At 29.2% G+C, this 7,302-nt stretch carries 8 protein-coding genes and 1 pseudogene; 6 read left to right on the forward strand and 3 right to left on the reverse strand.

The window, feature by feature from the left end; all coding sequences use genetic code 11:
- Nucleotides 1-87: 87 nt before the first annotated feature.
- Nucleotides 88-216 (reverse strand): annotated as a pseudogene (locus tag BM384_RS17415) (cation transporter); the annotation flags it as partial.
- A gap of 267 nt (nucleotides 217-483) precedes the next feature.
- Here BM384_RS17415 and yjeM point away from each other — a divergent pair.
- Both yjeM and BM384_RS13765 read left to right on the forward strand, forming a co-directional pair.
- On the forward strand, nucleotides 484-1,980 hold the full coding sequence (yjeM, locus tag BM384_RS13760) for a glutamate/gamma-aminobutyrate family transporter YjeM (RefSeq protein ID WP_090014433.1): 1,497 nt from the start codon (nucleotides 484-486) through the stop codon (nucleotides 1,978-1,980).
- A 160-nt stretch (nucleotides 1,981-2,140) separates the two neighbouring features.
- Nucleotides 2,141-3,070: a flavodoxin family protein gene (locus tag BM384_RS13765; RefSeq protein WP_090014435.1), complete on the forward strand. Its 930-nt coding sequence runs from the start codon at nucleotides 2,141-2,143 to the stop codon at nucleotides 3,068-3,070.
- A 250-nt stretch (nucleotides 3,071-3,320) separates the two neighbouring features.
- Here the strand turns inward: BM384_RS13765 and BM384_RS13770 are convergent, their stop codons facing one another.
- Nucleotides 3,321-3,623: a hypothetical protein gene (locus tag BM384_RS13770; RefSeq protein ID WP_090014436.1), complete on the reverse strand. Its 303-nt coding sequence runs from the start codon at nucleotides 3,621-3,623 to the stop codon at nucleotides 3,321-3,323.
- Entirely contained in the window at nucleotides 3,604-3,798 is a 195-nt protein-coding gene (locus BM384_RS17755) for a hypothetical protein (RefSeq protein ID WP_207650728.1), read from the reverse strand. The genes BM384_RS13770 and BM384_RS17755 overlap by 20 nt, the downstream gene beginning before the upstream one ends.
- A gap of 196 nt (nucleotides 3,799-3,994) precedes the next feature.
- Here BM384_RS17755 and BM384_RS13780 point away from each other — a divergent pair, with 196 nt between their 5' ends.
- Genes BM384_RS13780 through BM384_RS13795 form a run of 4 tightly spaced genes read left to right on the forward strand, consistent with a single transcriptional unit; the run spans nucleotide 3,995 to nucleotide 7,212 of the window.
- Nucleotides 3,995-4,951: a M14 family metallopeptidase gene (locus BM384_RS13780; RefSeq protein WP_090014440.1), complete on the forward strand. Its 957-nt coding sequence runs from the start codon at nucleotides 3,995-3,997 to the stop codon at nucleotides 4,949-4,951.
- Between the two features lie 11 nt (nucleotides 4,952-4,962).
- Complete coding sequence (nikB, locus tag BM384_RS13785; RefSeq protein WP_347455082.1) at nucleotides 4,963-5,901, forward strand: nickel ABC transporter permease; 939 nt, start codon at nucleotides 4,963-4,965, stop codon at nucleotides 5,899-5,901.
- Nucleotides 5,902-5,910: 9 nt separating this feature from the next.
- Entirely contained in the window at nucleotides 5,911-6,771 is an 861-nt protein-coding gene (gene nikC / locus BM384_RS13790) for a nickel transporter permease (RefSeq protein ID WP_090014442.1), read from the forward strand.
- Nucleotides 6,772-7,212: a periplasmic substrate-binding domain-containing protein gene (locus BM384_RS13795; RefSeq protein ID WP_090014444.1), complete on the forward strand. Its 441-nt coding sequence runs from the start codon at nucleotides 6,772-6,774 to the stop codon at nucleotides 7,210-7,212.
- The last annotated feature ends 90 nt before the right edge of the window (nucleotides 7,213-7,302 follow it).

The raw sequence follows: 7,302 nt of genomic DNA on the forward strand, positions 1-7,302 counted from the left end.
ATGTTTATTCATGTTAATCTCACCTCTCGGGTACATATTAACATTTTCAAACACATTTGTACACTTTTTTATTAACTATAGACTTCCGCCTAAAAGTCCTGCTAAGGGAATTATTGATATGCAGGATAATAAAAACATAATTGTTCCTGAAGCATTCATAAAGTTAGCAATAAAACTTATGGGTACAAAAATAAGTAAGAATTTTAAAATTTTCATAATTATTTTTCTCCTTTATAATTGTCAATAATCTACAAATTATCATATTTTTGATTTTAAATAATATTTTTTAATAGTTTGTGTAGATAAATCGATACTATTCTAAAAATAATTTTTTTCTTATTTTGAAAAAACTATATTTTATGAAAAAAGTTGAAATTAAATCGATAAACTATAGCATATTGTTAAAAAATTTGTTATTATAGTAATAAATAAATCAAAAACAACAAAAGAAAATTGAAAAATTAACTAGTGAAGGAGAATAAGATGAGTAAAGATAATAAACAAACGAATAAACTTACGTTAGTTGCACTTATTTTGATGATTTTTACATCAGTTTTTGGATTTAACAATATTCCAAGAGCTTATCTTTTAATGGGATATTCGGCAATTCCTTGGTATCTTTTTGGAGCAATAGCTTTCTTTATACCTTATGCATTTATGATGGCTGAGTTTGGTTCAGCATTCAAAGAAGAAAAAGGAATATATGCTTGGATGCAAAGATCTATAGGACCTAAATTTGCCTTTGTAGGTACATTTATGTGGTTTGCTTCTTATATAGTATGGATGGTTAGTGTATCTTCATCTATATGGGTTCCATTATCAAATTTAATTTTTGGTAGCGATAAAACTTCTACTTGGAGTTTATTTGGATTAAATGCTCCTAAGACATTAGCAATTCTTGGAGTAGCACTTATGATAGTAATTACATATCTTTCATCAAGGGGGCTAAAGAGTATCTCAAAGATAGCTTCTGTTGGAGGATTCTTTGTAACTAGTGCCAATGTAGTATTATTAGTTGGAGCTATAATAGTATTTATAGGAAATGGATTTAAGGCTGCAGAACCTTTAAGTTTATCAGCATTCTTTAATTCACCAAACCCAAATTATACATCAACTTTAGCAATATTTTCATTCTTAGTTTATGCTATATTTGCTTATGGTGGTCTAGAAGCTGTTGGTGGTTTAGTTGACCAAACTGAAAATGCTGAAAAAACATTCCCAAATGGAATAAAGATATCAGCTATAGTAATAGGAATCGGATATTCAATAGGTATATTAATGGTTGGTTTATGTACTAACTGGAGCTCAGTTTTAAGCTCACCAGAAGTAAGTAGAGCTAATGTATCATATGTTGTAATTAGAAACCTAGGTGTACAATTAGGTAATGTATTCGGAATGTCAGCTGCTTCAGCTGATATACTTGGTACTTGGTTTGCTAGATATATTGGACTTGCAATGTTCTTAGCTTTAATTGGAGCATTCTTTACTTTAATTTATTCACCATTAAAGCAAATTATTGAAGGAACTCCAAAGGAAATATGGCCTGAAAGTTGGACAAAAACAGATAAAAACGGAATGCCAGTAAAAGCTATGTGGATTCAATGTGCAGCAGTTGTTGCTATTATTACCATTTCTTCATTTGGAGGAGATACAGCTGCAGTATTTTTAGATTACTTAATACTAATGAGTAATGTTGCTATGACAATACCAACTATATTCTTAGCAATTGCATTTATATCATTTAAGAAGAATGATGGTATACTTAAACCATTCGTAATATTTAAGAGTAAGACATTTGCTTATGTATGTGCAGGAGTAGTAATATTTACAGTTGGATTTGCAAACATATTTACTATCGTTCAACCAGCAATTGAAGCAGGAGATTACATATCAACTATCTTCCAAATAGCAGGACCAATAGTATTTAGTATTGTAGCCTTACTTTTATTTAATAATTATGAAAAGAAGAAAAGAAGATAAGAAGATAAATAAAAATAACTGATACATAATGTACACTGATGCATAAGGTATCAGTTATTTTTTTGCTTATGAAATAAATTCTTTTATTATAAAATTCTTTATTTTATGGTAAAATATTCATTAAATTAATTTATATATTTACGAAAGTGGAGGATTTATGATGAAGATACTAGGGATTTCGGGTGGAAGAAAAAATGGAAATAATGATTCAATGTGTAAAGAAGCTTTATTTGTAGCAAAGGAACTTGGAGCAGAAATTGAGTTTATAAGATTAATGGATTTAGATATAAAACATTGTACTGGATGTACTGCCTGTGTAGCATCACTTATGTCTGGAAGAGGCAATAGATGTATACATAAAGATGATTTTGATTGGTTATTAGATAAAATGTTAGATGCAGATGGAATACTTTTTGCAATACCTATTTTTGAAAAGGGAGCACCAGGAATATTCCATACTTTATTAGATCGTTTTGGACCAAGAATGGATAGAGGTAATAATATATATGCAACTGAACTAGCAAAGAAGAATGGTGGAACAATACCAGATCCAAGAATTTTAAAAGATAAGGTAGTTTCATATATGGGGCTTGGAGGTTCAGACTGGATAACTAAGCTTCAATGTGACACAGGAATACAAGCATTAACTCCAATGTGGAAGATTATAGATAATGAGGTTTTTCCATGGTCAAGCAATATTATTGTTGACAAAGATAGAATAAAGAGAGTTCAGGAAATAGGAAAAAATCTTGCAGAAGCTGCAAAGGATATAAATAATGCTTCTTATAAAGGTGAAGAAGGAGTATGTCCTCATTGTCATTCAAAAAACTTTTTCTTAGATAATAAATCTACTAAAGCTATATGTTGTACATGTGGTATAGAAGGAAATATAGAAATAGTAAATAGAAGTCTTAAGTTTAAATTTCCTAAAGAGCAGTTAACATATGCACATGATACTTTAACAGGAAAAGAGATTCATGCTTCGGATATTGGAAAAACTATTGAAACATTAGCTGCAGTTAAAAATATGGATATCTATAAAGAACGTATGAAAAAGTATAAAGAGATACAATCTATAAAACCTGAATAAGAACTATAAGAATACCTATTTATAAAGGCTGTATTTTTAAATAGAGTGATAAGTAAAACTAGCTATTCAAATATAGGTGGACGTCCTTTAAAGTTCGTGCTTAAATAGGGATGTTCGCCTTTTATATTTATTGGATTTACATCAAATTTTGAAAATATAAATTTAAAAAGAGCTAGATAATTTGCTAAATATTTTGTTGATACTCCTCTATAAACAGCTATAAATCTCTTTAAGTTGCTATGAAGGCTGTTTATTTTTTGAATGTTGTATTGTTTAAAGCTATGAAGACCTTTGGGAATAGCCACACATGACTTATTTCACAATAAGATGATAATATCTTATAACTAAAAAGACTGTCTGTTATAAGTAAACTTTTTGGTTTCATAATCTTACCGATACTTCTTATAAGATCATTTGACGATGGCTTACCCATAGCTATTGGAGCAATAAATAGATTATTAGTATTATCTAATGCAGTTAAAACACATACTTTTTCCTTAGATATGCCTCTATATCTTGATTGGCCTCCTCTTTTATCTACTTTTCTTGGCATAACAAACCCAGTATTTATTTTTACAATGAGGGCAAATTAATTCTGTTGTTTCTTTATTATTTGAAACATTAATAAAAATGCTTATATCTATTAATAATTTCATTTTAGCCACATCACTTAAAAGCTTTATATTTTCTAAAATTTTAAAATAGTTTTCTAAGCACAAATCAATCACTTCCGAGTATCATTTGTTTAGATACTTGCCTATTTTTATCACTTTTATTCACAATACAGCCTTTATAAAAGGGTATCCTTTTTTTGATGTATATAAAAGTATAAAACTCCTAGCACCTCGATGTTGACAAAAACTTTTAAAAAAAATAAAATGATAATAATTATCAAATACGAAATAAAAATGAAAGGTGTTATTTATGATTAAAGAGTTAGACGCATATGAACTGAAGATTAGCATAGAAGAAAAAGTAAGAGGATATTTAAAAATAATTGATACAGGATTAAAAGTACCTGTAACTATTATTAATGGAAAAAAACCAGGTAAAACAATAGTTATAACATCAGGAATTCATGGTTGTGAATACGAAGGAATAAAGGCAGTTATGGAACTTTCAGAAGAAATTAATCCAAATAAGGTAAGTGGAAAAATAATTATTTTTCATCCTATAAATATATCTGCCTTTGAAAGCAGAAGTGCGGGAATAGTACCAGAAGATAAAAAAAATTTACTAAGAGTATTTCCTGGAAATAAAAATGGTACTGTGTCAGAAAAGATAGCTTATGTACTAAGTAATGAGTTTTTAAAGGAAGCAGATTACTATTTAGATATCCATGGAGGAGATGTTTATGAAGATTTAATTCCACATATTTACTACCCAGGAAAGGCAAAAGAAAGTATAATTAAAGAATCTATAGAATTGGCAAAAGCTTTTGATGTAAAATATTATATTAAATCCAATACTACTAATGGAACCTATACTTCAGCTGCAATAAATTATGATGTCCCTTCTATTTTAATAGAACGTGGATGCCTTGGTGTATGTGGAGAAGAAGATGTAAAGGCATATAAGAAAGATATTTTAAATGCACTAATAGAATTAAATATTTTAAGTGGCGAGAAAACTATAAAAGACTTTTCACCACAAGAAATTACAGATGCAAGATATATAGATTCAAAGAACTCTGGATGTTGGATTCGCTATGTTAAAGCTGGAGATAATATAAAGAAAGGTCAAAAGTTAGGGGAAATAAAAGACTATTTTGGACAATTGATAGATACATGTTATGCAGAATTTGATGGAGTAGTATTATATAATACAGCTGCCTTTTATGTAGATAAAGGCTCATCACTAGTAGCATACGGTAAAATTTAAACAAAAGATAGGTGAGAACAATTTTAAAATACATATTAAAGAGAATACTATATATAATACCGATTTTTATAGTAGTATCTTTTATGTCTTTTGCACTAATGAGCATTGCACCTGGAGACCCAGCAGAAATAATGCTGACTTCTCAAGGAACCGTAGTAACAGGAGAGCTTTTAAATAGTGTAAGACATGAGATTGGATTAGATCAAAGTTTTATAGTTAGATACTTAAACTGGCTTTTAGGAGTGCTACATGGTGATTTTGGAAATTCCTACATAACAGGACTTTCAGTAATGGAGCAGCTTAAAACACATTTGCCATATACACTTATATTAGCAGCTTCAAGTATGATATTAACCCTTTTAATCTCAATTCCATTAGGAATAATTTCAGCTATATATAAGAATAGACTTGTAGATAAAATAATAAGAGGATTATCTTTTATAGGAAATTCTATGCCAGGATTTTTTGTGGCACTTTTACTGGTACTTGTATTTTCACTTAAGTTAAACTGGTTTCCTATATTAATAGAAAGTGGAGCTAAAAGTATAGTGCTGCCAAGTATAACTCTTGCAATAGCAATGACTAGTAAGTATATAGTGCAGATAAGAGCTTCAGTAATAGAAGAAATTCAAAAGGATTATGTTAAGGGAGCAAGATCAAGAGGAGTTAAAGAAATAAAAATTATTTTTCCAAATGTAATAAGAAACATAATGATTACTGTAGTTACTTTAACTGGTTTATCCTTTGGATCTCTTTTAGGAGGAACTGCAGTAGTTGAATCCATATTTGTATGGCCAGGAATAGGAAGTCTTGTTTTGACTGCTATAAAAAATAGAGATTATCCAATAATACAAGCTTATGTACTATGGATGGCAGTTATTTTTATTGTTATAAATCTAATAACAGATATACTATATAAGATAATTGATCCAAGAGTAAAAGAAGTTTAGGAGTTATATATGAATTTTCAAAGCAAAAGAAAAAAAATTAAGAGTAGTATAAAAAGGAACTTAAAGCTATATGGAATTCTCTTAGCTTTAAGTTTAATATTAGTATTATTAATATTAGCACCTTACATAGCACCTAATGATCCTTATGCAGTAGATTTAGATAATATTTTAAGAAGCCCTGATAAAACTTATCCTCTAGGAACAGATTCCTTAGGAAGATGTGTTTTATCAAGAATTTTATATGGTGGCAGTAGAACCATATTTTCAGCATTAACAGTTGTTATTTTAACAGCTGTTTTTGGTACATTTATTGGAGTTTTTAGTGGATACTCTGGAGGAAATTTAGATAAGTTTATAATGAGGATAGTAGATATATTTCTAGCTTTTCCAGGTTTAGTACTTGCAATTGCAGTAGCAGGAGTTTTAGGTGGAGGTATAACTAATGCTATGATATCTATTGCTTTAATAAGCTGGACTAAATATGCAAGAATAGCAAGAGGAAAAGTTGTTGAAATAAAGGATGAAACTTTTATTAAGGCAGCTAGACTTACAGGAAATAGTGATATGTATATAATGTTTAAACATGTTATTCCTAATATTGTTCCTTATATTGTTGTTACAGCTTCTTTAGATATAGGAACAACAATAATGGAAATAGCATCTTTATCCTTTCTTGGATTATCTTCACCACTTCCTTTTCCAGAATGGGGTGCTATGATAAGTGAAGGGAAGAGTTATATTCAGTTTGCACCTTGGACAATATTAGCACCAGGTTTGGCAATTTTAATTGTAGTAGTACTTTTTAATCTTTTAGGTGATACAGTTCATGATATTTTAGATTTTAAACAAAAGAGAAGAGTTTATAAGTAGGTGGATATTATTAAGATAAAGAGAATAATAAGTTTTATATTATCTATAATATGTTTTGCAGCATTAGTAGGATGCAATAAAGATTATAATAGTGTTAAAGCTGATAAGGAGTTGGTTTTTGGAACAACTTCAAGTACTAAAAGTTTAGATCCAGCTAATGGTTACTCAGGATGGTACACAGTTAGATACGGGGTGGCGGAAACTTTGTTTAAACTAAGTTCAAGTATGGAAATAGAAAACTGGCTAGCTGATGGTTATGAATACATAAATCCAACAACTGTGAAAATAATATTAAAGAAAAATATAAAATTTCAAAATGGAAAAGAAATGACTTCTGAAAGTGTAAAGAAGTCTATTATGAGAAGTGTTCAGAAAAATGTAAGAGCAGCTTCTACTTTAAATATAGAAAGTATTGAAACTGGTGAAAATTATATAGTTTGAACAGACCCCTGTCAAGTAGACAGGCAAAATAAATAAAATTTTTGAGAAAATGCGATCTTAATTAGGGTCGCATTTTCTATTCGATTTTTC

The sequence above is a fragment of the Clostridium sp. DSM 8431 genome, assembly GCF_900116755.1.
Lineage (GTDB): Bacteria > Bacillota > Clostridia > Clostridiales > Clostridiaceae > Clostridium.